Raw genomic sequence first — 25,663 nt, 5'->3', positions numbered from 1 at the left:
CGCCTCCCCGCCCTCTGATTGGCGCCTCCTGCTCACCGCCTGGCGTCTCGCCGCCCCCTCCGGTCGGTCCCAGGGGCCCGGACACCGCCTGTGCGCGGCGACCGGGCCCCTGTCTCGTACCCGGGGGCCGGCGCGCTCCCCGCGTGGCCGCGCTGCTGCGTTACCGCGCTGCCCGGCGCCGCCTGGCCGGCCGCCCGTCCCGCCTCGCCCCGACCCGCCTCGTCCCGTGTTTGTCCGTATCCCGCCCCCGCCACGGCCGTACCCCCGCACCGCCTTTACCCGGCTTTACCTGCGGGTTTCCCCCTCTTTGCCGGGGCGGCGAGCAGGGCGCTGGGAGGGCCCGCCGACCGCCCTCCCGGCGGCGCCCAAGGTGTCCGCATGCTGACATCGAGCCGTCCGGAGGGTGCTCGCGGGGGCGTGATTCTCGCCACCCCTGATAGGGGTTGCGCTCAGATGAGCACTCAAACACTGACTGCACTTCTCCAAGTCGTGGCACTGAGTGCCATCGCTCGATCATTTATGTTTTGAACGCACATGCGAGCGAGCCCCGCTCATGTGAGCAAAGCCCCGGCTCTACGGGGGTTGATACTTCAAGAAGTGAACAGATGGTCGACCGGCGCCGTACCCCGCGATCACTTTCGATCTCCTGGCGGACGGGTGGTTACGGCCCCATGACGGCTGAGTGGACGTACCCATGAGCCTTGGATCTGGGTATGTTCCTCGCCGTCAGGGCAGCCACCGAGCCTCAAGGGGTCGAGACCCGTGTCGGAAAACAAAGATCCTCAGGTAACGAAGTTCGTTTACGACTTCACCGGGGGAAACAAGGACCTCAAGGACCTCCTCGGCGGCAAGGGTGCCAACCTCGCCGAGATGACCAACCTGGGCCTTCCCGTCCCTCCGGGCTTCACGATCACCACCGAGGCATGCAAGGTCTACCTCGACAGCGGCGAGGAGCCGGTGGCACTGCGTGACGAGGTCTCCGCGCACCTCGACGCGCTCGAGAAGAAGATGGGCAAGAAGCTCGGCCAGGCCGACAACCCCCTTCTCGTGTCGGTGCGTTCGGGCGCCAAGTTCTCCATGCCCGGCATGATGGACACCGTCCTCAACATCGGGCTCTCCGACAAGTCCGTACAGGGTCTCGCCAAGCAGGCAGGCGACGACCGCTTCGCGTGGGACTCCTACCGCCGCCTCATCCAGATGTTCGGCAAGACCGTCCTGGACGTCGACGGCGACCTCTTCGAGGAGGAGCTGGAGAAGGCCAAGCACGCCAAGAAGGTCACGGTCGACACGGACCTCGACGCGGCGGACCTCAAGAAGCTCGTCACGAAGTTCAAGAAGATCGTCAAGACCGAGGCCGGCCGCGACTTCCCGCAGGACCCGCGCGAGCAGATGGACCTCGCCATCAAGGCCGTCTTCGACTCGTGGAACGGCGACCGCGCCAAGCTGTACCGCCGCCAGGAGCGCATCCCGCACGACCTCGGCACCGCCGTCAACGTCTGCTCGATGGTCTTCGGCAACCTCGGCCCCGACTCCGGCACCGGCGTCGCCTTCACCCGCGACCCCGCCTCCGGCCACCAGGGCGTCTACGGCGACTACCTGCAGAACGCGCAGGGCGAGGACGTCGTCGCGGGCATCCGCAACACGGTCGCCCTCGCCGAGCTGGAGAACATCGACAAGAAGTCGTACGACCAGCTCATGCAGATCATGGAGACCCTGGAGAACCACTACAAGGATCTCTGCGACATCGAGTTCACCATCGAGCGCGGCCAGCTGTGGATGCTCCAGACCCGCGTCGGCAAGCGCACCGCCGGCGCCGCGTTCCGCATCGCCACGCAGCTCGTGGACCAGGGCCTGATCGACGAGGCCGAGGCCCTCCAGCGTGTCTCCGGCGCCCAGCTCGCGCAGCTCATGTTCCCGCGCTTCGACGAGGACGCCAAGGTCGAGCAGCTCGGCCGCGGCATCGCCGCCTCGCCGGGCGCCGCCGTCGGCAAGGCCGTCTTCGACTCGTACACCGCCATCAAGTGGTCGCGTTCGGGCGAGAAGGTCATCCTCATCCGCCGCGAGACCAACCCCGACGACCTCGACGGCATGATCGCCGCCGAGGGCATCCTGACCAGCCGGGGCGGCAAGACCTCCCACGCGGCCGTCGTCGCGCGCGGCATGGGCAAGACCTGTGTCTGCGGCGCCGAGGACCTGGAGGTCGACACCAAGCGCCGCCGCCTCACCGTCGGCGACAAGGTCGTCGAAGAGGGCGACGTCATCTCCATCGACGGTTCCACCGGCAAGGTCTACCTCGGTGAGGTGCCCGTCGTCCCGTCCCCGGTCGTCGAGTACTTCGAGGGCCGCATGCACGCCGGCGCCGACGACGCCGACGAGCTGGTCGGCGCCGTGCACCGGATCATGGCCTACGCGGACCGCGTGCGCCGCCTGCGGGTACGCGCCAACGCCGACAACGCCGAGGACGCGCTGCGCGCCCGCCGCTTCGGCGCCCAGGGCATCGGCCTGTGCCGCACCGAGCACATGTTCCTCGGCGACCGGCGCGAGCTGGTCGAGCGGCTGATCCTCGCCGACACGGACACGGAGCGTGAGGAGTCCCTCAAGCAGCTGCTCCCGCTCCAGAAGCAGGACTTCGTCGAACTGTTCGAGGCGATGGACGGACTTCCGGTCACGGTCCGGCTGCTCGACCCGCCGCTGCACGAGTTCCTGCCCGACATCACCGAGCTGTCGGTGCGCGTCGCGCTCGCCGAGTCCCGCAAGGACGCCAACGAGAACGACCTGCGTCTCCTCCAGGCCGTCCACCGCCTGCACGAGCAGAACCCGATGCTCGGCCTGCGCGGTGTCCGCCTCGGCCTCGTCATCCCCGGCCTGTTCACCATGCAGGTACGGGCCATCGCCGAGGCCGCCGCCGAGCGCAAGAACGCCAAGGGCGACCCGCGCGCGGAGATCATGATCCCGCTCGTCGGCACCGTCCAGGAGCTGGAGATCGTCCGCGAGGAGGCCGACCAGGTCATCGCGGAGGTCGAGGCGACGACCGGCGTGAAGCTGAAGCTGGCCATCGGCACGATGATCGAGCTGCCGCGCGCCGCGCTCACCGCCGGTCAGATCGCGGAGGCCGCGCAGTTCTTCTCCTTCGGCACGAACGACCTGACGCAGACCGTCTGGGGCTTCTCCCGTGACGACGTGGAGGCCAGCTTCTTCACGGCGTACCTGGAGAAGGGCATCTTCGGGGTGTCGCCCTTCGAGACCATCGACAAGGACGGCGTCGGCTCCCTCGTGAAGTCCGCCGTGGAGGCCGGCCGGGCGACCCGCCCCGACCTCAAGCTCGGGGTCTGCGGCGAGCACGGCGGTGACCCGGAGTCCGTCCACTTCTTCCACGAGGTGGGCCTGGACTACGTCTCCTGCTCCCCGTTCCGGATTCCGGTCGCGCGCCTTGAGGCCGGGCGTGCGGCGTCCACGTCGGCGGGCAGCGACCACCGCTGACCCTCCTTGTCGCCGTCGCCGGACGGCGTTGAACTCCGGGGCTGCCGCGGGTCCCCGACCCTCACCGATCCGCGGCGGCCCCGGTCAGCGAAGAAGAAGGCGGTACCCCTGTGCGGGGGGTACCGCCTTTTCGCGTGCGCGGGGTGGGCGGGTTCTTCGCGGGGGCGGGCATAGGTGCGGGGCGGGCTTCTGGTGCCGCGCATATGTGCGGGGGGCATATGTGTGGGGCGCCCGGCGCGAGGTGGGCGTGTATGTGGCGCCCCGCGCTTCAGGATCACCTCATTAAGTGACAGTCACTCTGTGTAGTTGTTTTGGTGCGCGCCGTGTCGCTACTGTCCGTGATCCCCGAACGCCGAAGCCGAAGGAGCGGGCGGGGCTCACAGGGAGAGGTGTGCGCGCAGCATGCGGAAACGGTTGAAGAGTGCGGTGGTCGGTCTGCTGGCGGCGGGGGTGTTCGCCGGCGGGGCGGGGGTTGCGATGGCGGGGGCGTGGCATGACTTGCCGCACATCAGGACCCACGGAGGGGCGTTCAAGGGTGTGTACAAGTTCTATCCGGCGAGGGTCCATCACGGCTCGTTCGACTGGAGCGGGCGCCTGAGGGACACGAACACCAGAGACGGGCACAACGTGTACCTGCACGCCCGGATCGAGGGGTCGGACTGGTTCCGCTACAAGGGCAAGCAGAACGGGGCGAAGTGGATGCGTGGCTCCCTGTGGAAGGGGGCGCAGCAGTACACCCGGGACGCGTACCTGCGCGTATGCCTCGACCGTGGGGTCCTGTTGCCCGACCACTGCTCGGCGACAGCCCACCGGCACAACCAGGCCGCCGACTAGTGACCTCGCCCTGGGGCACCCCGAGGCGGGGTGCCCCAGGCTTTCTCCCCCGAGAGGGCTGAACTCATATGCCTGCAGAGGCACTGGAAGTGCTGGCCGCAACCAAGGTAGGGCTCTGGTACGGGTCCACCCAGGCCGTCAAGAACGTCTCGCTGACCGTACGACGCGGCGAGGTCGTCGCGGTGACGGGAGCGAGCGGTTCAGGAAAGTCATCGCTGCTGTACTGCCTGGCCGGGGTGCTCCCGGCGACGGAAGGAGAAGTGTGGTTCGAGGGCAACGTCCTCGGCGAGCTCGACGACGAGGAGCTGAGCACGCTCCGGCGTGAACGCTTCGGATTCGTCTTCCAGTACGGGGAACTGCTCCCGGAGCTGACCATCGAGGAGAACGCGGCGCTGCCGCTGCGCCTCGCCGGTCAGCGCAAGGGGGAAGCGCTGGAACTCGCCGGGCACGTCCTGGGCCGGCTCGGTCTTGACGTAGTGCGCGACCGGCGGCCCTCGCAGGTGTCCGGTGGGCAGTGTCAACGCGTCGCCGTCGCCCGGGCGTTGATCCACCGCCCGTCCGTCGTCTTCGCCGATGAGCCGACCGGCTCGCTGGACAGTGCCAACGCGGCCGTGGTTCTGGAGGAGTTCATTCTGCTGGCCAAGGCGCAGGGCACGGCCGTCGTCCTCGTCACCCATGACCCGGCGGTCGCGGAGCGAGCCGACACCCGGTACGTCATGACCGACGGCGTCCTCTCCCCGGCGGACGCCTCATGACCGAGTTCCGGCTGGGGCTGCGTCTGCTGCTCGGCGCGGGCCGAGGCAACCGCATCCGCTTCGCCCTGATGGTCGGCGGCGGTGCAATCGGCGTGTGCTGTCTGGCGATCGTGCTCTCGATCTCGGGGGTCATCGAGGCGCGGGACGCCCGGCTCAGTGGACGCGAAACAACGAGGGTGTCGGAGCATGTCGCACCGGGGGTACTGAGCCGAGAGACGACGCGCCAGGAACCGTTCGGCTCTCGCCCCCTGACCCGTATGTTCATCGCGCCCGGCACTTCGGCGGCCACACCGGTCCCGCCAGGACTGCGGCGGCCGCCCCACCCAGGAGAGCTCTACGTCTCTCCTCGGCTGGCGGAGGAACTCGCGGAACATCCTGGGCTGAAGCGGCGCCTGCCCGGACGCGTGGCGGGGGTGGTGGGCCCCCAAGGGCTGGCCGACCCGGCGGAGTTGTTCGCGTACGTGGGTGTCACCCGCGCCCAACTGCCTGATGGTTACGCCTTCGACGCGTTCGGCAGTCGTGCACCGGCAACGCCGACTTTCGAGAAGGGCGCCCTGGGGATCGTGCGCTTCACGATGATCGGCGTCGTACTCCTGCCACTTGGCGTGTTCCTCGCTGTCTGTTCGCGGTTGTCGGCTGCCACACGGGCCCGGCGGCTCGCCTCCCTGCGGCTGCTAGGGCTGAGCATGAAGAGCACCCGGCAGGTCAACGCTGTGGAGACGGTCGTCGCCTCCACGCTGTCGGGCGCCCTGGGTCTCGGCCTCTATCTCGTCCTCAACCAGGTCGGCGCACACATCGGGCTGCCAGGGCTGAAGTGGTACCCGGAGGACGGTGTCCCCGATGCCGCGACAGTGATCGCATGTCTGGTGGGCTGCCCCGCTCTCGCATGGGGTGTGAGCACACGGAGTATGCGCGAAGCCGCCAAGAATCCCCTCGCGGTCAGGCGCGCGGCAGCGGACCGGCGGCCCACGCGGTGGGGTTACCTGCCGCTCCTCGCGGGTACCGGCATCGCCGTCGGATACTGCGTCGCCGGCGCGACAGGCCACGCCCCCACGGAGACGGCGGTGCCGGCCGTCCTCATCCCCAGCGCGGTGATCCTTGTGGGCGCGGGCCTGGCCCTCACCCTCCCGGCCATGGCCCAGTTCGTGGCCGGGAGGGTGGCCCGGAGCACGCGGTCGTTCAGCCTCGCGCTCGCCATGCGCCGTAATGAGGTCGAGTCCGGGAGCGCCGTACGCGTGGCGACCGGGCTGGTGCTGGTGGTCTTCGTGGCGTCTCTCACCCAAGGCGTGCTGGTCGAGCTGAGCCAGGTGTACCGCTCGGACTCCCAGTTTCAGGTCTACTCACTCGCCGAGAGCGCGGTGTCGGACAAGGAGCGACAAGCCCTCCAGCGCATCCCGCAGGTGGACGCGGTGGCCACCATCGCCGACTCAGAGAATCGCCCCGACGAGATGCGGTCGGGTGCGCGTGTCCTGGTGGCCACCTGCGGGCAGTTGGCGCACATGTCGACCCGCCCGAAGGGCTGTGTCGACGGGAAGATCCAGCGTCTGCGGGCACGCGACGGCTACGCTGACGACGTGAGGCCGGGCGCTGTCACCTCTGTGTACGGCCACGTGCACGGCCGTCCGAGCACATGGCGGCTGACCGTCCCCGCGAGCGCGGTCAGCTATTCCTCGATGGAGGCGGCAGGGCTGGCAGAGGGATACTCCGCTGTGATCGTGCCCCCCTCGGCGCTGCCACGCGATATGCGAGTGGACGGCGCGCAGGTGTACCTCGTGTCGAGTCCGGACGCGGACACCGTCACAGGGGTGCTCGACAGCATCGCTGCGGTCACTCCCACCGGCGAGGTGTCTCTCGAATCGCTCGACATCGACGGCATCCGCCAAGTAGCCCTGATCAAATCCCTCCTGGCCGTAGGCATGGTCCTCGGGCTGGTGATCGGGGTCGCCGCCTATCTCGTCGCCGCCGGGGACCGCGCCGTGGAGCGGCGGGGGCAGGTGACGGCGCTGACGTTGCTGGGGACGCGGCGGCGGACGTTGCGGGCGGTGCAGTGCGCGCAGGTCGTGACGCCGCTCGGCATCGGGCTCGTCCTCGCCCTGGTCACGGGGAAGATCATCGAGTCCGGGTACCTCGTGACCGGCGGAGGCGCGGTGTTCTGGGACGGCGCCGGGGTCCCCGTCCTGCTGTACACCGCGTTCGGCGTCCTCGTGCTCGCCGCCCTCGGCTCCCTCCCGCTCATCGGCAGACGTATCGACCCGGAGTTGATCCGCAGGGACTGACCCCGCAGGGACTGACCCCGCGGGGACTGGCCCGAACCCGCCGTGCCCGTCGGCCGGGGCCGCAGCCGCCCGCCCCGGCCGGCGCCACCCGGCGCCGCGCCGCCTACCCTCCACCGGAATGGGGGAAGCCACCCGTACCGTCACCACCCGTCACCACCGACACAGGGAGCACACCATGAGCGGCTGGAACGCCGGCGACATCCCCTCGCAGCGCGGACGCACCGCGATCGTCACCGGGGCCAACAGCGGCCTCGGCTACGTCACCGCCCGCGAGCTGGCCCGGGCCGGCGCCCACGTCGTCCTCGCCTGCCGCAGCGAGGCCAAGGGCGCCGCCGCCGTCGACGCGCTGCGCGCCGAAGTCCCAGGCGTGGACGTGGAGTTCAGCGCGCTGGACCTCGCCGACCTCGCCTCCGTACGGGACTTCGCCGCCCGCTACACCGACGCCGACCGCCCGCTCGACCTGCTGGTCAACAAGGCGGGCGTCATGGCGCTCCCGTACAGCCGCACGGCGGACGGGTTCGAGACGCAGTTCGGGGTCAACCACCTCGGTCACTTCGCCCTGACCGGCGGGCTGCTGTCCGCGCTGCTCGAAGCTCCCGCGCCGCGCGTCGTCACCGTCTCCAGCGGAGCGCACGCCCTCGCCAACATCGACATGGGCGACCTCAACAGCGAGAAGACGTACGGGAAGTGGATCGCGTACGCGCGTTCCAAGACCGCCAATCTCCTCTTCACGCATGAGTTGGCCCGCCGCACCGCCCGTGCCGGGCTCCCGCTGACCTCCGTCGCCGCCCACCCCGGATACGCGGCGACGTCGCTCCAGACGCGAGGTGCCCGCATGGAGGGCAGAAAGAGGATGGAGCGCCTTTTCAAGATCGGGAACCGGATCGTGGCGCGGCCCGCGACCGAAGGCGCGCTGCCCACGCTGTACGCGGCGACCGCCCCCGGCGTGCGGCCCGACGACTTCTACGGCCCGCGCGTCCTGATGTGGCGCGGCGCACCCGCGAAGTCCTGGCGGGCACCCTGGGCGCGCGACGACGTGGCCGGCGAGCGGCTGTGGGCCGCGTCCGAGCAGCTCACCGGCGTCGACTACGGGCCCGCGCTGAAGAGTTGAGCGCCCGGCACACCGACACACGGCTGTAGTCCCTCTGTCGTAATCCGGCCGCATGGTTGATCGTTGGGCCGTCGAGCTCATCGGTACGGACGCCTGGCGGACTCCCCGCCGGGCACGCGGACGGACATCTGGGGGAGACAGCATGACCATCAGCCGTAGAGGACTGCTCGGGAGCGCCGCCGCGCTCGGCCTGCTCACCGCCTGCGGGTCGAACACCGGCCGGGGCGGCGACGACGGAGGCGGCGGCAGCGGGCCCAGGCTCGCGCAGTGGTACCACCAGTACGGCGAGCAGGGCACCGAGCAGGCCGTGAAGAAGTACGCGGCGGCCTACGACAAGGCCCGCGTCAGCGTGCAGTGGCGCCCCGGGAACTACGACCAGCAGACCGCCGCCGCCCTCCTCACCGACTCCGGACCCGACGTCTTCGAGGTCAACGGCCCGTCCCTGGACCAGACCCGGGGCAAGCAGGTCGTCGACCTCGCCGACCTGTTCGACGGTGTGAAGGACGACTTCAACAAGGCGGTCCTCGCCCCGAAGACGTACGACGGGAAGATCTGGGGCATCCCGCAGACCATCGACATGCAGATGCTCTACTACCGCAAGAGCATGCTCGCCGACGCGGGCGTCGAACCGCCCACCACACTGGACGCGCTGGTCGACGCCGCGAGAAAACTCACCGGCAAGAAGGCCAAGGGCCTCTTCCTCGGCAACGACGCAGGCGCCGGAGTCCTCGGCGGCACCCCGCTGTTCGCGGCCGGCCTCACCCTCGTCACCCCCGAAGGCACCGTCGGCTTCGACGACCCGGCCGCCGCCCGCGCCCTCGGCAAGATCCGCCGCCTGTACGCCGACAAGTCGCTGCTGCTCGGGGCGCCCGCCGACTGGTCGGAGCCGGCCGCGTTCATCCAGGGGCTGACCGCGATGCAGTGGTCGGGGCTGTGGGCGCTGCCCGCCGTCCGCAAGGCGCTCGGTGACGACTTCGGCGTGCTGCCGTTCCCGAAGGACGGCCCGCACGGGGCGCCCTCGGTGCCGGTCGGGGCGTACGCGGCGGCCGTCTCCACCCGCACCGCCCACACCCGCGCCGCCAAGGAATACCTGAAGTGGCTGTGGATCGACCGCACCGACTACCAGGAGGACTTCGCGCTCTCCTACGGTTTCCACATCCCGGCACGGATCTCCCTCGCCAAGAAGGCCGCGAAGCTCCGCGAGGGCGCCGCCGCCGACGCCGTCCGCTACGCCACCGACCACGGCTACGCGCAGCCGCTGCTGTGGACGCCGGCCGCGCAGACCGCGTACCAGGACGCGCTCAACCGGATCATCAAGGACGGCGCGAGCCCCGATCGTGAACTGCGGGACGTCGTACGGAAGGTGTCGGCGGAGCTGGCCCGCGTGAAGAAGAAGTGACCCGCGCCGAGCGCCATCGGGCGCTGTGGTTCTGGGTGTTCGTCGGCCCGTTCGTCCTCGGCCTCGGCGTCTTCACGTACATCCCGCTGCTGTGGAGCGTCTGGCTCAGCTTCTTCGACGCGCACAACACGGTCACCCCGACCGATTTCGTCGGCCTCGACAACTACGCGGCGCTACTGCGCGACGACGCGTTCACCGGCAGCCTCGGCACGTTCTGCCTGTTCACGCTGTTCATCGTGCCGACGACGTACGCGCTGTCGCTCGGGCTCGCCCTGATGGTGAACCGGCTGCGGCGCGCACGCGCGTTCTTCCGGTCGGTGTTCTTCCTGCCCGCCGCGTGCAGTTACGTCGTCGCCGCGCTGATCTGGAAGATGTCCCTGTTCAACGGGGTCCGCTTCGGCCTCGCCAACACCTTGCTCGGCTACGCCGGCGCCGACGAGATCGCGTGGCTGTCCACGACACATCCGCCCTGGTACTGGCTGGTCATCGTCACCGTACGGCTGTGGCTCCAGGCCGGTTTCTACATGATCCTCATCCTCGCCGGGCTCCAGCGCATCGACCCCGCGCTGTACGAGGCGGCCGCCGTGGACGGCGCGCGGCCCGGCTGGCAGGTCTTCAGAAACATTACGTTTCCGCAGCTCAGGGCCACATCGGTGGCGGTGGTGCTGCTGCTCGTCATCAACGCGTTCCAGGCGTTCGACGAGTTCTACAACCTGCTGTCCGACGCGCGCGGCTACCCGCCCTACGCCCGCCCGCCGCTCGTCTACCTCTACTACACGGCCCTCGGCCAGGGGCAGAACCTCGGGCTCGGCAGCGCGGGCGCGGTACTCCTCGCGCTGATCATCGCGGTGGTGACGGTGGGGCAGGCACGCTGGTTCGGGCTCGGCCGCAAGGAGGCGGACTGATGAGCGCGCCGAAAGCGGGAGCGATGAGCGCACGGAGAGCGGGAGCGATGAGCGCACGGAGAGCGGGAGCGACGATCGCGCCGAGAGAGGGAGCGCGGGTGCGGGACGACGCGCTGGTCAGGGCGGGGCGGGCGCTGCGCATCGCCCTGCTGATCGCCCTCGCGGTCCTCTTCCTCGTCCCCTTCTATCTGCTCGTGCGCAACGGGCTCGCGTCGGAGGTGGACATCACGTCGCCGTCCTGGACGTTCTTCCCGTCGCACCTGCGGTGGGGGAACGTGCGGGAGCTGTTCGACGACACGTCCGTGCCGTTCGCGCGGTCGCTGCTCAACTCGGCGTTCATCGCCGTCGCCACGACCGCCGGCACGCTGCTCCTGGCCTCGCTCGCCGGGTACGGCCTGGCCCGCATCCCGTACCGGCACGCGAACAAGGTGTTCTACGCGATCCTCGGCACCCTCATGATCCCGGCGGCGGTCACCTTCGTACCGACGTTCGTCCTGGTGTCGTCGCTCGGCTGGGTCTCCACGCTGCGCGGCCTGATCGTGCCGACGCTGTTCTCGGCGTTCGCCTGCTTCGTCTTCCGGCAGTACTTCCTCGGCTTCCCCCGCGAGTTGGAGGACGCGGCCCGCGTCGACGGCCTCGGCTACTGGCGTACGTACTGGCGGGTCGTCGTGCCCAACGCGCGGCCGGTGTTCGCGGCGGTCGGCACGATCGTCTTCATCGGGGCGTGGAACGCGTTCCTGTGGCCGCTGGTCATCGGGCAGGGCCAGTCGGCGTGGACGGTCCAGGTGGCGCTCTCCTCCTTCACGACGTCCCAGGTGGTCCGCCTGCACGAACTGTTCATAGCGGCGGCGGTCTCGGTCCTCCCCCTCCTCCTCGTCTTCCTCCTCTTCCAACGCTGGATCGTCAAAGGCACCGAACACTCCGGCATCGACTGAGAGACCCCACACGAGAGCGCCCCACCTCCTCAGGGGCGCGGGGAACTGCGCAAAAGAGAACGGGCCCGCACCCGAGAACCCCGCCCCCCCCAGAACCCCGCCCCTCACAACCACCCCGCCCCCGATCTGAGCCCCCCGAACCCCCGAGGTAACGACGAGCCCACCGCCGGGAAACAAACCCCCCGCACCCTGAAGACATGCCACCCCAGACGGTTGTCATCGGGACAGGACTGGCCGCCACCCGCCTGGCCCACCACCTGGGCCCCACCGCCCTCCTCCTCGGCGAGGAACCCCACCCCCCGTACAACAGGGTCCTGCTCCCCGAGGTCCTGGCCGGCACCTACACCCCCGACGTCATCGCCCTGCCCCGCACCCGCGCCCGCCACTACCGCACCCGCGCCCTCCGCATCGACCGCACCCGCCGCCGCGTCCACTGCGCGGACGGCACGACGGTCCCGTACGACACCCTCGTCCTGGCGACGGGCGCGAACCCGGTGCTCCCGCCCCTGCACGGCCTGTTCAGGGGGCCGCAGAACCAACTCCCTCACGGAGTCCACCCGTTCCGCACGATGGACGACTGCCTGGCCCTCGCGGCGGCGGCCACCCCGGGCCCCGGCGCGCCCCGCACGAACGTCACCGTCATCGGCGGCGGCCTCCACGGCGTCAGCGCGTCCCGCGCCCTCGCCCGGCGCGGCGCCCGCGTCACCCTGATCCACCAGCCGCAGCACCTCATGAACCGTCACCTCGACGCGCCAGCAGCCCAGTTGGTACGTAGGCACCTCACCGCGCTCGGCGTCGAGGTCCACACCGCCTGCCGGGCCCGCGCGGCGACAGTGACCGACGGCCGCGTCCGTGCCATCGAACTGCACGACGGACACCGCCTCGACACCGACGTCACCGTACTGACCTGCGGCACCCGCCCCCGTACCGCACTCGCCGAAGCGGCGGGCCTCGACGTCCGCGACGGCGTGCTGGTCGATGACGAACTGCGGACCAGTGACCCCCACATCCGTGCCCTCGGCGACTGCAACCGCCACCCCGGCGCGAGCCCCCGCCTGGCCGCGCCCGCACTGGAACAGGCCGACGCCCTCGCCGCGCTGCTGACCGGCGGATCAACCCCGTACACCGGTACCCGGGCGCTGACTCGGCTCACTCTCGCGCGTGACGACGGGCCGCTGGACCTGGCCGCGTTCGGCGCGCCGGAGGCCGCGCACGGCGATGACGTCGTGCGGCTCACGGACGCGACCCGGGGCACCTACCGCAAGGTCGTCGTCCGGGGCGACCGGCTCGTCGGCGGTGTCCTCGTCGGCGAGCTGACCGGCGTCGACACCCTCGCGCGCACCTGGGAGACCGACGGCCCGCTGCCGCTCCCCGCAGGGGCCGGCGCGCCGCTGCACCATCTGCTGACCCCTCACGGAGGCCACTGACATGACGACGCCCCGCACCACGAACCGCCCTGGCGCCCGCGCCCTCGTGCTCATCGGCCACGGCATGGTCGGCCAGCGCTTCCTGGAGGCGGCCGCCGACCACGGACTCACCGCCGGCCACCGGATCGTCGTGCTCTGCGAGGAGCCCCGGCCGGCCTACGACCGCGTCCACCTCACCTCGTACTTCACCGGCACGACCGCCGACGAACTCTCGCTCACCGACCCGGAGTTCCTCGCCAAGCACGACATCGAACTCCACGTCGGAGACCCGGCCGTCGCCGTGGACCGGGCGACGCGCACGGTCACGGCACGCTCCGGCCTGACGGTCCGTTACGACACGCTGGTGCTGGCGACGGGCTCGTACCCGTTCGTGCCGCCCGTGCCCGGCAAGGACGCCACCGGCTGCTTCGTCTACCGGACCGTCGAGGACGTGTACGCCATCGAGGAGTACGCGAAAAGCGGCGCGCGGACCGGCGCGGTCGTCGGCGGCGGACTGCTCGGACTGGAGGCGGCGGGCGCGCTGCGCGGGCTCGGACTGGCCACGCACGTCGTGGAGTTCGCGCCCCGCCTGATGCCCGTGCAGGTGGACGAGGGCGGCGGGGCGGCCCTGCTGAAGACCGTGCGGGGGATGGGCCTCGACGTCCACACCGGCGTCGGCACGCAGGAGATCACGACCGACCCGGCAACCGGCCGCGTGCGCGGCATGCGCCTGTCGGACGGCTCCGAACTCGCCGCCGATCTCGTGGTGTTCTCCGCCGGAGTGCGGCCGCGCGACGAACTGGCCCGCACCATGGGCCTCACGGTCGGTGAACGCGGCGGGGTCGCCGTCGACGCGCAGTGCCGCACCAGCGACCCGGACGTCTTCGCGATCGGCGAGTGCGCGCTCGCCGCCGACGGCCGCGTGTACGGGCTCGTCGCGCCGGGATACGACATGGCCCTCACCGTCGCCGCCACGCTCGCCGCCGACGGTACGACCGGTGCTCAACCCTCCTTCACCGGGGCCGACTTGTCCACGAAGCTGAAGTTGCTCGGGGTCGACGTGGCGTCGTTCGGGGACGCGCACGGGACGAGCGAGGGCAGCCTCGACGTCGTCTACGCCGACTCGCGTGCGGGCACGTACAAGAAGCTCGTCGTCGGCGCCGGCGGGGAACTGCTCGGCGGTGTTCTCGTCGGTGACGCGGAGGCGTACGGCACGCTGCGCGCGCTCACCGGCTCGGTGCCGCCCGTCCCGCCGGAGTCCCTGGTGCTGCCCGCCGGCGCGGGCGCCCCGGCGGCCCTCGGCCCCGAGGCGCTGCCGGACGACGCGGTGATCTGTTCCTGCCACAACGTGACCAAGGGCGAGATCCGCGCCCACGGCACGCTGCCCGAGGTGAAGAAGTGCACCAAGGCCGGTACCGGGTGCGGGAGTTGCGTCAAGCTCATCGGGCAGTTGCTCCCGAAGGCGGCGGGGGACGAGGGGGTGTGCGGCTGCTTCGCGCACACCCGGCAGGAGTTGTACGAGATCGTGCGTGTCAAGCGGATCACGGAGTTCGCGCGGCTTCTCGACGAGCACGGACGGGAGGCGGCGCGCGGCGGTGAGGGCTGCGAGGTCTGCAAACCGGCCGTCGCCTCCGTCATCGCCTCCCTCGCGCCCGTCATCGGCGCCGACGGGTATGTCCTCGCGGGCGAGCAGGCCGCCCTCCAGGACACCAACGACCACTTCCTCGCCAACCTCCAGAAGAACGGCTCCTACTCGGTCGTCCCGCGTATCCCCGGTGGCGAGATCACTCCGGACAAGCTCATCGTCATCGGCGAGGTCGCCCGCGACTTCGGGCTCTACACGAAGATCACGGGCGGCCAGCGCATCGACCTGTTCGGGGCGCGCGTCGATCAACTGCCTTCGATCTGGGCGCGTCTGGTCGACGCCGGGTTCGAGTCCGGGCACGCGTACGGCAAGTCGCTGCGGACGGTGAAGTCGTGCGTGGGGTCCACGTGGTGCCGGTACGGGGTCCAGGACTCCGTGCGGATGGCGATCGAACTGGAGCTGCGGTACCGGGGATTGCGGGCGCCGCACAAGCTGAAGTCGGCGGTGTCGGGGTGTGCGCGGGAGTGCGCGGAGGCGCAGTCGAAGGACTTCGGCGTCATCGCCACGGCGTCCGGCTGGAACCTGTACGTCGGCGGCAACGGCGGCATGGCGCCACGTCATGCGGACCTGCTGGCAAAGGACTTGGACGACGAGGGACTGGTACGGCTGATCGACCGCTTCCTGATGTTCTACATCCGTACCGCCGACCGGCTGGAGCGGACCGCCGCGTGGCTGGAGCGGATCGAGGGCGGCCTCGGCCATGTCCGGGACGTCGTCGTACGGGACTCGCTGGGGCTCGCGGGGGAGTTGGAGGCGGCCATGGACGCGCATGTCGCCGGGTACCGCGACGAGTGGGCGGCGACACTTGACGATCCCGAACGGCTCGGGCGGTTCGTGTCCTTCGTCAACGCGCCCGGGACTCCGGACCCGGCGATCAGGTTCGTGCCCGAACGGGATCAGATCCGGCCGGGACTGCCGGTTCTCACGCTGGAAGGGGCCGGGGCGCGATGAGCGGGGCGGTGGAGGTTCGGGCGGGGCGGGAGTGGGTGCGGGTGTGTGACGTGGGGGTGTTGACGTCGGGGCGGGGGGTTGCGGCGCTGCTGCCGGGCGGCGGGCAGGTCGCCGTTTTTCTTGATCGGGCGGGGCGGGTGCGGGGGGTGGACAACGTGGATGCGGCTACGGGGGTCGGGGTGCTGGCCCGGGGGCTTCTCGGTACGTTCGAAGGGCGGCCCTTCGTGGCTTCCCCGCTTCTCAAACACCGGTTTGATCTTGTCAGCGGGAGGTGTCTTGACGAGCCGGGGCTGTCGGTGCGGGTGTTCGAGGTGCGGGTACGTCCAGCGCTGCCGCGCCCTTGAGCAGTCGTTCACCTGCGGCCCGTTGGGTGGCTGATCGCGCAGTTCCCCGCGCCCCTATCGGGGCACGACCGTGCGTGGTCATCCTCCAGCCGGTGGGGCTTCTCGCGCAGTTCCCCGCGCCCCTGAAGCATGCACTTCGTGCAGCTTCCCCCAGGGGGGAGGTGGCGACGCAGTCGCCCCTCCAGGGGCGCGGGGAACTGCGCGCCCAGCCACGGCGAAAGCCGAGGATCCCCACCGGCCGGAGCCACCCACTCACCCAGGGGCGCGGGGAACTGCGCGAGCGGCCACGACGAATGTCGAGGATCGCCACCGGCCGGAGCCGCCCACCTACCCAGGGGCGCGGGGAACTGCGCAAGGCGGTGACTTCAGCAGGCCCGCGCTGTACAGCCCCCCGCCCAGGGGTTAAGCCCGGTTCAGGCAATGGTCAAGGCCGACTTAAGCCCAGGCCCAACCCCCCGGACCCGGCATCCAGCGCGAGCGCCCCCGCTTAGGGTGCGCGGCGTGATCAGGATTCCGCCACCCCCGACGACGGCCCCCCGCATACCGGGCCCCCCACCCCCAAGACTGACCCCGAAGACCCTGCGTACCGGCATCCTCACCGGCGGAGCCACCGTCACGCTCACCTGGGCCGCCCAGGCCCACCCGTCCGCCCGCCTGGACGCCCTCTTCGCCACGGCGGCGCATCTGACGGGCCTGCTCGCCGGCTACGGCATCCTCGTCATGCTGTTCCTGATGGCCCGCGTCCCCGCCGTGGAACACGGCATCGGCGCCGACACCCTCGCCCGCCTCCACGCCAGGGGCGGCCGTCACGTACTGACCCTGTGCGCGGCCCACACAGGACTGGCCCTGCTCGGGTACGCCGCCCACACCGGTACCGACCTGATCACCACGGTCACCGACCTCCTCGGCTACCCGGGGCTCGCCGCGGCCGCCGCAGGCACTCTGCTCCTCGCCACGGTCGGCGTCAGCAGCGCCCGTGCGGTACGCCACCGCGTCGGCCACGGCCCCTGGCGCGGGCTGCACCTGCTCACGTACCTCGCCGCGGCCCTCGCGTTCGCCCACCAGCTCGCGGGCCCCGACATCGCGACCAGCCCCCTGACCCTCGCCCTGTGGTCCATGCTGCACGCCACGGTCGCCGTGCTGCTCGTCTGGTACCGGCTGATCGTCCCCGTACGGCAGGCGCTGCGGCACGAGCTGCGGGTCGTGGAGGTACGGGCCGAGGGGCCCGGTGTCGTGTCCGTGCTGATGCGCGGGCGGGACCTCGGGCTGCTGAACGCGGAGGCGGGCCAGTTCTTCCGGTGGCGGTTCCTGACGGCCGGGCTGTGGCATGCCGCGCTGCCGTTCTCGCTGTCCGCGCCGGTCGACGGCGACCACCACGTACGGATCACGGTCAAGGCCGTCGGCGACCACACCCGCCGGATCAGACGGCTGCGGACGGGCGTACGGGTCGTCGCCACGGGCCCGTTCGGCGCGCTCACCGCCCACCGCCGCACCCGGCGCAAGGTGCTGCTGCTGGCCGGGGGCGTCGGCATCACGCCGATGCGCGCCCTGTTCGAGACGCTGCCCGGCGCGCCCGGCGAGATCACGCTCCTGTACCGCGCGTCGAACGCCGAACAGCTCGTGCTGCGCGAGGAGTTGGAGGCCATCGCCCGCGACCGCCGAGCCGCCGTGCACTACCTGCTCGGCCCTTCCGACGCGGCGTTCGACCCGCTCGCCCCGCAGGCCCTGCGCAACCTCGTGCCCGACCTGCCCGACCACGACGTCTACCTGTGCGGGCCGCCCGGCATGACCGCGGCGGCGACGGCGGCCCTCGTCCGCGCCGGCGTCCCCGCACCCCGGATCCACGCCGAGTCCTTCGCGTACTGACCCGCCCGTACGAGCCGCCCCCCCAACCGGGGGCACCCCCCGCCCCCGTACCCCCTCGGAGAGAGCGCCCCGCATGTCACGTCACCGCAGACCCGCCCGCACCGCCCCCGCCCGCACGGTCCAGGCCCGCCGCAAGGTCGCGTTCGGGCTCGCCGGGGCGAGTGTCGCCGTGGCCGCCTGCCTGGCGGTCACCGTGGACCCGGCGGCGCCGCCCGCGCCCGACCGCGCGCCCCGCGTCGGGGCCGGCCCGGCAAGCTCAGAAGACGCTCAACTCTCCGGGGATTCATGGACGGCGCACGTATCCCGTCCCTAGGGTCATGATCATGCCCGACATATCCCTGACCACCGTCGTCGTGCTCTGCGTCGCCGCGCTCGCGGCCGGCTGGATCGACGCGGTGGTGGGCGGCGGCGGCCTGCTGCTCCTGCCCGCGCTGCTGCTTGGCCTCCCCAACTCGGCGGCGGCCGGCCCCTACGCGCTCGGCACCAACAAGGCCGTCGCCATCGTCGGCACCACCGGCGCCGCCGTCACCTACGCCCGCAAGGCCCCCGTCGACGTACGGCTCGCGGTCCGCATCGGGCTCGCCGCCCTGATCGGTTCGACGGGCGGCGCGCTGCTCGCCGCCGGGATGAGCACGGAGGTCCTCAAGCCGCTGGTGATGGTGGTGCTCGTCGGCGTCGGCGCGTTCGTGATCTTCCGGCCCGCGTTCGGCACCGCCCCCGCCGGCGGGCCCGCCTCCCCGCGCCGCGTGCTCGCCGCGATCGCGCTCGCGGGCCTCGGGATCGGCTTCTACGACGGACTGATCGGCCCCGGCACGGGCACGTTCCTGGTGCTCGCGCTGACCGCGCTGCTCCGTCTCGACCTCGTCACCGCGTCCGCCACCGCGAAGATCGTCAACTGCTGCACCAACGCGGGCGCCCTCGCCATGTTCGCCGCCAAGGGCACGGTCTACTGGCAACTCGCCGCGCTGCTCGCCGTGTTCAACCTCGCGGGCGGCATGATCGGTGCCCGTACCGCCCTCAAGCGCGGCGCCGGTTTCGTCCGCGTGGTCCTGCTCACCGTCGTCTGCGCGCTCGTCGTGAAGATGGCGTACGAGCAGTGGGTGGCCTGAGCAAGCGATAGCCACGCGCCCCGGCGCCCGGGGCGTTCACATCGCGCCGCCGCGCGCCCGCCGGTGCAGCAGCCACGTGCCGCCCGCCGCGCCCAGCGCCAGCAGCCCGACGCCCACCGCCGTGCGCACCGGGTCGGGCCCGAGTGCCCCCGTCCCGTCCGGTTCGGCGGCCGCACGCGGCGCGGGTGCCGTCGCCCGCGTCCCGGACGGGCCCGCGGCCCCCGCGAGGGCGACGACCAGATCGCCGGTGACCCGGCCCCCGCCCGCGCAGCGCGCGACGATCTCGTACGTGCCCGGCTGCGCCGACACCGGCACCGCGAACCGCCCGCTGGCCTGCTCGGGGAGCGCCCCCGGCGCCAGCGGGAACGCGCCCGCGCCCACCGCCCCCGCGTCGCCCGCCGCCGCGCCGCGCGCCCCGCACGCTTCGGTGTCCACGGTGACCGTCGCGCCGGGGGAAGCGGTCCTCGGGTGGACGTCCAGGTCGCCGCGGGCCGCGGCGGACGCGGGCAGCGCCATGAGCCCGGCGACGGCCACGGCGCACGCGGAGACGGTCAGGGCTCGGCAACTGCGCATGGTCGCGTACTCCTTCACGGGCGTCGGGCGCGCCCTGTGGGGAAGAGGTAAGTACGCCGGACCGCGCCCCGCGCGCCGACGCGCCGCCGACACGCCGTGCCCGGCAGGCTTCCTGACGCTCCGAAATGTGCGTAATTCCAGGTCGCGGGCGCTCTCGGGGCCCGTACCCGAATGGGTGCGTACACCCGTGCGACCGGGTGACCGCGAGGGTCACCCGGCCGCCGGGTGTGGGGGGTGGGCTGACGGGCGGTCAGTTCACGGAGACCGCGCTCCAGGTCGCCGCGACCGCCGCGTACTCCGCGCTGGTCGCGCCGTACAGGTCCTTCGCCGCGTTCAGGGTCGCCGTGCGGGCGCCCGCGTAGTTCGTCGACGAGGTCATGTAGACGGTCAGCGCGCGGTACCAGATCTGGCCGAGCTTGTCCTTGCCGATGCCGGCCAGGGTGGCGTTGTTGCAGGTCGTGCCGTTGTGCTGGACCCCGCCGATGACCTTGGGGCCGCTGCCCTCGGCGAGCAGGTACGCGAAGTGGTTGGCGACGCCCGAGGAGTAGTGCACGTCGAGGTTGCCGACGCCCGTGCTCCAGCAGTCCGCCGACTTCCCGTCCTTGCTCGGCTGGTCCATGAACCGCAGCGCCGCCTTGCCGAAGCCCGGCTTGACGATCTTCTCGCCTATCAGCCAGTCGCCGGGGTCGGAGCCGTTGTTCGCGTGGAACTCGACGAGCGTGCCGAAGATGTCGGAGGTCGCCTCGTTCAGCCCGCCGGACTCACCCGAGTAGGTCAGCTTCGCGGTCTTCGAGGTCACGCCGTGCGACATCTCGTGCCCGGCCACGTCCAGCGCCACCAGCGGCCCGAACGTGGTCCCGTCACCGTCGCCGTACGTCATGCAGAAGCAACTGTCGTCCCAGAACGCGTTGTTGTAGTTGCTCCCGTAGTGGACGCGGTTGTACGAGCCCTTGCCGTCGCCGCCGATGCCGTTGCGGCCGTGGACCTGCTTGTAGTAGTCCCAGGTCTGGTCGGTGCCGTACTGCGCGTCGACGGCGGCACTGGCCCGATCGGCGGTCGTGCCGCTGCCCCAGTGGTTGTCGGCGTCGGTGAACAGGGTGGCGGGGGCGCGGCTCCAGCAGATGCCGAGGATGCAACTGTCGGTCTTGTTGGCCGCGTCACCCGTGTACGTGCCGCCGCGCGTCGCGTCCTTGAGCTGGTACGTCGATCCGGACTGCGTCGTCTCCAGCGGCACGGTGCCCGAGTACAGGGACGTGCCGTCGCCGGTCACCGTCTCGATGCTGTCCCACGCGTCGATCCGGGCGCCGGTGCGGGCGTCGGTGAGGACCGTGCGGGCGACCGGGTTGCCGACGGAGTCCTTGGCGACCGCGTTCGTGCGCCAGGCCAGCTTGGGCGCGCCGTGCAGGGCGTCCACGACGAGTTCGGGCCGCGCGATCAGCTTGCGCAGGGACTGGCCCCGGTGGGCGGAGCGCAGGGCGCCGGCGGCCAGGTCGGCGGCCTTCGGCGCGCTGACGGAGGGCGTGATGCGGGGGACGGCGAGGTCGCCGCGCACGGCACGGTCCGCGCCGCGGTAGGCGCCGGCGGGGGAGAGGTGGACGACGAAGTCGCCGCCGAGGACCGGCAGGCCCCGGTAGGTGCGGTCGTAACGGACGTGCTGGCTGCCGTCCTTGTCCACGACGACGTCGCGTACGGCGGTGCCCTGGGCGTCGGTCAGGCGCAGGGCGCTCGCGTGGTCGGCGAGCGCGGCGGCGGCGTGGCCGACCGCCTCGGCGCGGGTGGGGGTGGGAGTGCGCGGGGCGGCGCTGGTGACCGGGGCGAGGGCGGCGGCCAGGAGGGTGGCGGCCGCCGCGGCCGTGCCGGCGATGGTGAGGCGCGATGCGGTCCGGGTAGATCTCATCGGGCTCCCTTGTGTGGAGGGTCCTGGGCTGCCCCACTTTTAAAGGGTCATGACAACTCTGTCCAGAGGGCCTCCGTGGGCGGACGGCACAATGGCCGATGTGACCTCATCGCAGACGGACGACACTTCACCGCAGACGGACGCCGCCTCGTCGCAGGCGTACGGCACTTCGTCGCACACGTATGACACTTCATCGCGGGCGGACGCCGACGACGGCACGACCCCCGCGCTCGTGGTGCTGACGACCACCGACTCGGAGGCGGAGGCGCGGGAGCTGGCGGCGGGCGCCATCGAGGCCAGGGTCGCCGCGTGCGCCCAGGCCATCGGCCCGCTGACCTCGGTGTACCGGTGGCAGGGCGCGGTGGAGACGGGGACGGAGTGGCAGCTCCAGCTCAAGACCGTACGGAGCAGGTACGCGGCCCTGGAACAGTGGCTGACGTCCCGTCACTCCTACGACACCCCGGAGCTCCTCGCCCTCCCCGTCACCCACGCGTCCCGCGCCTACGCGGACTGGCTGACGGCCGAAACGACGCCCTAGGGCCTTGCGAGGGCACCCTCTTACGCCAGGAGAGCTGTCATCGCGCCCGTCCGTTCCGCTTCGGGCGGCCGGGAACGCGGCGGCTGCTATAGGTGGGCGAAACCGTACGAACGGTTCCACGTGTACAGCGCAGAAGGGCCTCAGGGTGAGAATCCGCCGAAGACTTTCCGTTGCCGCTTTCGCCGCCGTCGTCAGTATCGGTGCCCTCGGCGCCCAGCCGGCTTTCGCCGGGGGCGACGGGGGGTACGGCGGCTCCTGCTTTGAGTACGGCAACGGCTGCCCGACCCCGGGCATTCCGGGCCCCCAGGGGCCTCCCGGGCCGCAGGGTCCTGCCGGTCCGCAGGGTCTCCCCGGCCCTCAGGGTCCTGCCGGGCCGCAGGGACCTGCCGGTCCTCCCGGTCCTTCCGGGGTGTCGGGGCCCAGCATCACGGTGAACGGCCCGTCCGTCCCCGCGGACGGCGTGAGCGTGGCCACCGCCGAGTGCCCGGCCGGGTACACCATGACCAGCGGCGGTTACACGTCGGACGGCCCCAACACCTACGCGGGCATCGGCGAGAAGGGCCACCCCAACAGCACCAACACGGGTTGGGTGGTCCCCGTGCCGCGGGACAGCACCCCCGGCGCCGCGATCCACGCCTGGGTGATCTGCCTGCCCCTGGGGTGAGACCCCGAGCCCGCCCCCGCGGATCCCGGAGCCGATGAATCGGCCGTGGGTCAGGGGGCGGGCCTTTTGGGAACTACGCGGGCCAGCCGCCGTACGGGACGGTGATCAGTTCCATGGCGTGCCCGGCGGGGTCCAGGAAATACACCCCGCGCCCGCCGTCGTTACGGTTGATCTCTCCGGGCTGCTTGCGGTGAGGGTCGGCGTAATGCTCGATGCCGCGCTGCTTGATCCGCGTGTACGCCGCGTCGAACTCCGCCTCGGAGACGAGGAAGGCGTAATGCTGCGGGGTGATGGTGGACTCGGGAACAGTGGCGAAATCCAGCGTGACGCCATTGCTCAGCGCGACCGCGACGAACGGGCCCCATTCGCCGGCGATCTGGAGATCGAGCAGCTCCGCGAAGAATTCGGCGGACTCCCGATTGTTCCGGGCGTGGACGATGGTGTGGTTCAACTCGACTGACAAGGAATGCCTCCGAAGGCAACTCCCGACACCTCCATGCCTCACCCAGCCGGTGACCGACACGCGATGTCGCCAAAAACTCTAACGATCACCCCCCACCCGGTCAACGACCCCCCAACTCCCTGAGGTGCGCGGGAGCTCCCCGAGGGTTCATGGCAGCCCTCGCCCCAACTCCCTCAGGGGCGCGGGGAACTGCGCGCCAAGCCACGAAGAACGGAACGCGAAGAAACAACCCGCACCCACCCCCACCTCAAAGAACTCCCGCACCCAAAAGACCCCGCCCACCTAAACACCCGCCCTCTCCACCCGCACCGCACACACCTTGAACTCCGGCATCCCGGAATCCGGATCCAGCACGGCATTCGTCACGGAGTTGACCCGCCCCGCCCCGCCCCAGTGAAACGCCATGAACACCGTGTCCACCCGAACCGACGGAGTCACCCGCGCCGTGCCCTCGGCCCGCCCCCGCCGCGAGACGACGGCGACCGTGTCACCGTCCCGCACATCGACGCGCCCCGCGACCGCGGGATGCAGCTCGACGACGGGCCCGGGAGCCGCCCGGTTCAGCTCCGGCACCCGCCGCGTCTGCGCCCCCGACTGGTACTGCGCGACGACCCGCCCGGTGGTCAGATACAGCGGGAACTCCCCGCACGGCTCCTCCGCCGCTGCCCGGTGCGCCGCTCCGGAGAACCGCGCGCGCCCGTCCTCCGTGGCGAACCGGTCCAGGAACACCCGGGGCGTCCCGCTCTCCCCGTCCGGACAGGGCCAGAACACCCCCACCTCATCCCCACCCCCGTCCCCGACCCCGCCCCCGTCGGCGAGACGCTCGTACGAGATCCCCGAGTAATCGGCGACCCCGCCGGCGGACGCCCGCCTCAACTCCTCAAAGACTTCCTGGGGTTCACAGGGAAAGCCCTTCTCCCGCCCCGGCGCGAGCCGCGCCGTCAGCCCGTGCAGGACGTCGAGGTCGGACCGTACGCCCGGCGGCGCCTGTACCGCCCGCCGCCGCAGCAGCACCCGCCCCTCCAGATTCGTGACGGTGCCGGTCTCCTCGGCCCACTGGGCCACCGGCAGCACCACGTCCGCAAGCCGCGCCGTCTCCGAGAGCACCACGTCGGCCACGGCGAGGAAGTCGAGCGAGCGCAGCCGCCCCTCGATGTGCGCGGCGCGCGGCGCGGAGATCACAGGATTGGACCCCATCACCAGCAGCGCCCGTACGTCACCGCCCAACGCGTCGAGCAGCTCGTACGCCGAACGGCCCAGCCCCGGAAGGGAGTCCGGGTCCACGCCCCACACCGCCGCGACGTGCGCCCGGTCCGCCGGGTCGGTCAGGCTGCGGTAGCCGGGCAACTGGTCGGCCTTCTGCCCGTGTTCGCGCCCGCCCTGCCCGTTGCCCTGCCCGGTCAGGCACCCGTACCCGGACAGCGGGCGGCCGGGCCGGCCGGTGGCGAGGGCCAGGTCGATCCACGCGCCGACCGTGTCGGTGCCCTTGGCGTGCTGCTCGGACCCGCGCGCGGTCAGCACCATGGCGTGCTCCGCCGTACCGAACAAGCGGGCGGTCTCCCGCAGTTGGGGCACGGGGACGCCCGTGACGCGTTCCACGTGCTCCGGCCAGTGCGCCATCGCCGCCGCCCGCGCCCCGGCCCAGCCGCGCGTGCGCGCCGCGATGTACTCCTCGTCGGTGCGGCCCTCCGCGACCGTGAGATGCAGCAGGCCGAGCGCGAGGGCGAGATCGGTGCCGGGGCGCGGCGCCAGATGCAGGTCCGCGAGCGCGGCCGTACGGGTCCTGCGCGGGTCCACGACGATCAACGTGCCGCCGTTCGCGCGGAGTTCGGTGAAGTAGCGCAGCGCGGGCGGCATCGTCTCGGCCGGGTTGGCGCCGACGAGGAGCACGCAGTCCGTGCGCGGGATGTCGGCCAGCGGGAACGGCAGCCCCCGGTCCATGCCGAACGCCCGCCGCCCGGCCGTCGCCGCCGCCGACATGCAGAACCGGCCGTTGTAGTCGATCTGCGAGGTGCCGAGCACGACCCGGGCGAACTTGCCGAGCGCGTACGCCTTCTCGTTCGTCAGGCCGCCCCCGCCGAACACCCCGCACGCGTCCGCCCCGTACGCCTCCCGCGCCCGCCCGAGCCCCGCGGCGACCGCGTCGAGCGCCGACTCCCAGTCCGCCGGGGCCAGTTCGCCCGTCGCGGGGTCGCGCAACAGCGGGGTCGTCAGCCGCGCCCCCGGTGCGAGCAGCGCGGCCGCGCTCTGCCCCTTGCCGCACAACGCGCCCCGGTTCACCGGGAATTCGGCCCGCCCCGCGACCGCCACCCGCTCCGCGCCGTCGATCGGCGTGAGCCGCGTCCCGCACTGCAACGCGCAGTACGGGCAGTGCGTGGCGACGGAGCCGGCGGCGGGCGCGGGGGAGAGGGCGGCGGCGGACGGGCCGCTGATGTCGGGCATACGGCCACCGTGCGCGCCCGGTGTTACGGGCCCTGCGGCGCCCCGGTTACACCCCCGGTACGCGCGCCTC

The 25,663-nt window shown here is 71.7% G+C and carries 19 protein-coding genes; 15 read left to right on the top strand and 4 right to left on the bottom strand.

What is annotated here, in order from left to right; translation table 11 throughout:
* Positions 1 to 762: 762 nt before the first annotated feature.
* The 13 genes from ppdK (at position 763) to ACZ7LY_RS04620 (ending at position 19,016) form a co-directional block, all read left to right on the top strand.
* Positions 763 to 3,480: a pyruvate, phosphate dikinase gene (ppdK, locus tag ACZ7LY_RS04680; protein ID WP_471623046.1), complete on the top strand. Its 2,718-nt coding sequence runs from the start codon at positions 763 to 765 to the stop codon at positions 3,478 to 3,480.
* Positions 3,481 to 3,882: 402 nt separating this feature from the next.
* Positions 3,883 to 4,314, top strand: coding sequence for a hypothetical protein (locus tag ACZ7LY_RS04675; protein ID WP_471623045.1), 432 nt, complete (start codon positions 3,883 to 3,885; stop codon positions 4,312 to 4,314).
* Between the two features lie 68 nt (positions 4,315 to 4,382).
* Positions 4,383 to 5,069, top strand: a complete 687-nt coding sequence (locus ACZ7LY_RS04670) for an ABC transporter ATP-binding protein (protein ID WP_471623044.1) — start codon at positions 4,383 to 4,385, stop codon at positions 5,067 to 5,069.
* A complete protein-coding gene (locus ACZ7LY_RS04665) occupies positions 5,066 to 7,345 on the top strand; it encodes an ABC transporter permease (protein ID WP_471623043.1) in 2,280 nt (759 codons plus the stop codon). Before ACZ7LY_RS04670 ends, ACZ7LY_RS04665 begins: the two co-directional genes overlap by 4 nt.
* Before the next feature lie 175 nt (positions 7,346 to 7,520).
* Complete coding sequence (locus ACZ7LY_RS04660; RefSeq protein WP_471623042.1) at positions 7,521 to 8,456, top strand: oxidoreductase; 936 nt, start codon at positions 7,521 to 7,523, stop codon at positions 8,454 to 8,456.
* 142 nt (positions 8,457 to 8,598) lie between these two features.
* The gene (locus tag ACZ7LY_RS04655) at positions 8,599 to 9,855 is read left to right on the top strand and encodes an ABC transporter substrate-binding protein (protein WP_471623041.1); all 1,257 of its coding nucleotides are present in this window, start codon (positions 8,599 to 8,601) and stop codon (positions 9,853 to 9,855) included.
* The gene (locus ACZ7LY_RS04650) at positions 9,852 to 10,760 is read left to right on the top strand and encodes a carbohydrate ABC transporter permease (protein WP_471623040.1); all 909 of its coding nucleotides are present in this window, start codon (positions 9,852 to 9,854) and stop codon (positions 10,758 to 10,760) included. Before ACZ7LY_RS04655 ends, ACZ7LY_RS04650 begins: the two co-directional genes overlap by 4 nt.
* Positions 10,761 to 10,807: 47 nt before the next feature.
* A complete protein-coding gene (locus ACZ7LY_RS04645; protein WP_471623039.1) occupies positions 10,808 to 11,695 on the top strand; it encodes a carbohydrate ABC transporter permease in 888 nt (295 codons plus the stop codon).
* 197 nt (positions 11,696 to 11,892) lie between these two features.
* Positions 11,893 to 13,122: an NAD(P)/FAD-dependent oxidoreductase gene (locus ACZ7LY_RS04640; protein WP_471623038.1), complete on the top strand. Its 1,230-nt coding sequence runs from the start codon at positions 11,893 to 11,895 to the stop codon at positions 13,120 to 13,122.
* 1 nt (position 13,123) lies between these two features.
* Positions 13,124 to 15,697, top strand: coding sequence for a nitrite reductase large subunit NirB (gene nirB, locus ACZ7LY_RS04635; protein WP_471623037.1), 2,574 nt, complete (start codon positions 13,124 to 13,126; stop codon positions 15,695 to 15,697).
* Complete coding sequence (locus ACZ7LY_RS04630) at positions 15,694 to 16,041, top strand: nitrite reductase (NAD(P)H) small subunit (RefSeq protein ID WP_471623036.1); 348 nt, start codon at positions 15,694 to 15,696, stop codon at positions 16,039 to 16,041. Before nirB ends, ACZ7LY_RS04630 begins: the two co-directional genes overlap by 4 nt.
* A gap of 501 nt (positions 16,042 to 16,542) precedes the next feature.
* Entirely contained in the window at positions 16,543 to 17,907 is a 1,365-nt protein-coding gene (locus ACZ7LY_RS04625) for a ferredoxin reductase family protein (protein WP_471623035.1), read from the top strand.
* A gap of 323 nt (positions 17,908 to 18,230) precedes the next feature.
* Entirely contained in the window at positions 18,231 to 19,016 is a 786-nt protein-coding gene (locus tag ACZ7LY_RS04620; protein ID WP_471623034.1) for a sulfite exporter TauE/SafE family protein, read from the top strand.
* Positions 19,017 to 19,052: 36 nt separating this feature from the next.
* On the opposite strand, the gene ACZ7LY_RS04615 is transcribed toward ACZ7LY_RS04620, so the two are convergent.
* Positions 19,053 to 19,589, bottom strand: coding sequence for a hypothetical protein (locus ACZ7LY_RS04615; protein ID WP_471623033.1), 537 nt, complete (start codon positions 19,587 to 19,589; stop codon positions 19,053 to 19,055).
* A 250-nt stretch (positions 19,590 to 19,839) separates the two neighbouring features.
* On the bottom strand, positions 19,840 to 21,486 hold the full coding sequence (locus ACZ7LY_RS04610) for a M4 family metallopeptidase (RefSeq protein WP_471623032.1): 1,647 nt from the start codon (positions 21,484 to 21,486) through the stop codon (positions 19,840 to 19,842).
* A 232-nt stretch (positions 21,487 to 21,718) separates the two neighbouring features.
* On the opposite strand from ACZ7LY_RS04610, the gene cutA reads away from it, so the two are divergent.
* Both cutA and ACZ7LY_RS04600 read left to right on the top strand, forming a co-directional pair.
* Complete coding sequence (cutA, locus tag ACZ7LY_RS04605) at positions 21,719 to 22,024, top strand: divalent-cation tolerance protein CutA (protein WP_471623128.1); 306 nt, start codon at positions 21,719 to 21,721, stop codon at positions 22,022 to 22,024.
* A gap of 409 nt (positions 22,025 to 22,433) precedes the next feature.
* Positions 22,434 to 22,688, top strand: a complete 255-nt coding sequence (locus tag ACZ7LY_RS04600) for a hypothetical protein (protein ID WP_471623031.1) — start codon at positions 22,434 to 22,436, stop codon at positions 22,686 to 22,688.
* Positions 22,689 to 22,761: 73 nt separating this feature from the next.
* Here the strand turns inward: ACZ7LY_RS04600 and ACZ7LY_RS04595 are convergent, their stop codons facing one another.
* The gene (locus ACZ7LY_RS04595; RefSeq protein WP_471623030.1) at positions 22,762 to 23,151 is read right to left on the bottom strand and encodes a VOC family protein; all 390 of its coding nucleotides are present in this window, start codon (positions 23,149 to 23,151) and stop codon (positions 22,762 to 22,764) included.
* A gap of 282 nt (positions 23,152 to 23,433) precedes the next feature.
* Positions 23,434 to 25,593, bottom strand: coding sequence for a molybdopterin oxidoreductase family protein (locus tag ACZ7LY_RS04590; protein WP_471623029.1), 2,160 nt, complete (start codon positions 25,591 to 25,593; stop codon positions 23,434 to 23,436).
* Positions 25,594 to 25,663 lie beyond the last annotated feature (70 nt).

This window comes from Streptomyces sp. NPDC107550 (assembly GCF_055639095.1).
This window is presented reverse-complemented; position numbering and strand designations above follow the sequence as displayed.

Bases quoted from the DNA above. Each gene is read 5' to 3' on its own strand.
- ACZ7LY_RS04675 (WP_471623045.1), top strand. From the start codon at position 3,883: ATGCGGAAACGGTTGAAGAGTGCGGTGGTCGGTCTGCTGGCGGCGGGG.
- ACZ7LY_RS04670 (WP_471623044.1), top strand. From the start codon at position 4,383: ATGCCTGCAGAGGCACTGGAAGTGCTGGCCGCAACCAAGGTAGGGCTC.
- ACZ7LY_RS04665 (WP_471623043.1), top strand. From the start codon at position 5,066: ATGACCGAGTTCCGGCTGGGGCTGCGTCTGCTGCTCGGCGCGGGCCGA.
- ACZ7LY_RS04660 (WP_471623042.1), top strand. From the start codon at position 7,521: ATGAGCGGCTGGAACGCCGGCGACATCCCCTCGCAGCGCGGACGCACC.
- ACZ7LY_RS04655 (WP_471623041.1), top strand. From the start codon at position 8,599: ATGACCATCAGCCGTAGAGGACTGCTCGGGAGCGCCGCCGCGCTCGGC.
- ACZ7LY_RS04645 (WP_471623039.1), top strand. From the start codon at position 10,808: ATGAGCGCACGGAGAGCGGGAGCGACGATCGCGCCGAGAGAGGGAGCG.
- ACZ7LY_RS04640 (WP_471623038.1), top strand. From the start codon at position 11,893: ATGCCACCCCAGACGGTTGTCATCGGGACAGGACTGGCCGCCACCCGC.
- nirB (WP_471623037.1), top strand. From the start codon at position 13,124: ATGACGACGCCCCGCACCACGAACCGCCCTGGCGCCCGCGCCCTCGTG.
- ACZ7LY_RS04630 (WP_471623036.1), top strand. From the start codon at position 15,694: ATGAGCGGGGCGGTGGAGGTTCGGGCGGGGCGGGAGTGGGTGCGGGTG.
- ACZ7LY_RS04620 (WP_471623034.1), top strand. From the start codon at position 18,231: ATGCCCGACATATCCCTGACCACCGTCGTCGTGCTCTGCGTCGCCGCG.
- ACZ7LY_RS04615 (WP_471623033.1), bottom strand. From the start codon at position 19,589: ATGCGCAGTTGCCGAGCCCTGACCGTCTCCGCGTGCGCCGTGGCCGTC.
- ACZ7LY_RS04610 (WP_471623032.1), bottom strand. From the start codon at position 21,486: ATGAGATCTACCCGGACCGCATCGCGCCTCACCATCGCCGGCACGGCC.
- ACZ7LY_RS04590 (WP_471623029.1), bottom strand. From the start codon at position 25,593: ATGCCCGACATCAGCGGCCCGTCCGCCGCCGCCCTCTCCCCCGCGCCC.